This window comes from Pseudoalteromonas sp. (assembly GCF_036960685.1).
Classification (GTDB): Bacteria; Pseudomonadota; Gammaproteobacteria; order Enterobacterales; family Alteromonadaceae; genus Pseudoalteromonas.
Genome location: NZ_JBALXK010000081.1, coordinates 1 through 532, shown reverse-complemented (window position 1 = coordinate 532; position 532 = coordinate 1). Strand labels below are relative to the sequence as shown.

Below are 532 nucleotides of genomic sequence, written 5' to 3'. Positions count from 1 at the left end.
GTATGTAAGTACGGTATTGCGGATATTGATGGCACTGTAATTACAGCGGGTGAAAGTGCGAAAATCAAAACCATGGTTGAAAAGCCACGTGTTGAAGATGCACCATCGAACTTAGCTGTTGTAGGCCGCTATGTGCTATCAAAAACTATTTGGCAATTGCTAAGCAAAACTCCGGTTGGCGCTGGTGGCGAAATCCAATTAACTGACGCTATTGATATGTTGATGAAGGTTGAAACGGTTGAGGCGTTTCATATGAGTGGCCGGGCTCATGACTGCGGCGACAAGCTTGGTTATTTAAAAGCCATTGTGGAATACAGTATGCGTGATGAAAACCTAGGTACTGATTTTACAAGTTTTGTAGCGGAGTTAGTAAACCCTAAAAAGCCAAGCCACCTAAAAGCAGTTTAGGTTTTAGGTTAAGAGCTGCGGGCTATGGGCGTCGGGCTGCGGGGGAACACTTAACCCCTAAACCTGCGCGAGGTAAACTCGCGCCTACGAGTTAGGATTAGTGCTTGGGCTTATTGTAGGCGCG

The 532-nt window shown here is 46.2% G+C and carries 1 protein-coding gene; it reads left to right on the top strand.

Annotated features, from left to right (window positions below; translation table 11 throughout):
• Nucleotides 1–408 (top strand): sugar phosphate nucleotidyltransferase (locus tag V7783_RS21155; RefSeq protein WP_335680402.1); only part of this gene is annotated, 408 nt, incomplete at its 5' end.
• Between the last annotated feature and the right edge of the window lie 124 nt (nucleotides 409–532).